The following is an 840-nucleotide window of genomic DNA, read 5'->3' as shown; positions in this document are numbered from 1 at the left end:
TCAGCCACAGTCTGAGACCGTATGGCGTCAGGCAAACAAATACCAAGTGCCACGTTTGGCATTCGTTAACAAAATGGATCGCGTTGGCGCTGATTTTTATCGTGTTATCGAGCAAATCAAAACTCGTCTAGGTGGTAAGCCTGTACCGTTGGTTATCCCAATTGGTAAAGAAGACGATTTTGAAGGTGTTGTCGATCTTGTAACTATGAAAGCTATTTACTGGGATGAAGCCTCTCAGGGTATGGAATACGACGAGCGCGATATTCCAGCGGAACTACAAGACAAAGCAGAGGAGTACCGCGAGTATCTAGTAGAAAACGCTGCTGAAGCATCAGAAGAATTAATGAATGAATATCTGGAAAATGGCGAATTGACTCAAGAGCAAATTCACGGCGCGCTTCGTCAATTGACCATCGACAATGAAATCATTCCATTACTTTGTGGTACTGCTTTCAAAAACAAAGGCGTACAAAAGATGCTAGATGCGGTTATTCAGTATCTACCAGCTCCAATGGATGTACCAGCTATTCGTGGTATTCTTGACGACAAAGATGAGACTGAAGGTACGCGTGAAGCTTCTGATGAAGCACCATTCTCAGCACTAGCATTTAAGATCATGAACGACAAGTTCGTTGGTAACTTAACATTCGTACGTGTTTATTCTGGCGTTATCAAGCAGGGCAGCAGTGTTTATAACCCTGTTAAGATGAAGCGTGAGCGTGTAGGCCGTATTGTTCAAATGATGGCAGATTCACAGCAAGAGCTAGAAGAGATTCGTACCGGTGATATCGCAGCTCTAGTTGGTATGAAAGACGTAGGTACTGGTGATACGTTATGTGA

General features: G+C 43.6%; 1 protein-coding gene. It reads left to right on the top strand.

What is annotated here, in order from left to right; genetic code table 11:
- Nucleotides 1-840: GTP-binding protein (locus tag ACS8FD_RS18690; protein ID WP_439276951.1), on the top strand; the 840-nt coding region annotated here is incomplete at both ends.

It is taken from the genome of Psychrobacter sp. 1U2 (genome assembly GCF_051847575.1).
This window is presented reverse-complemented; position numbering and strand designations above follow the sequence as displayed.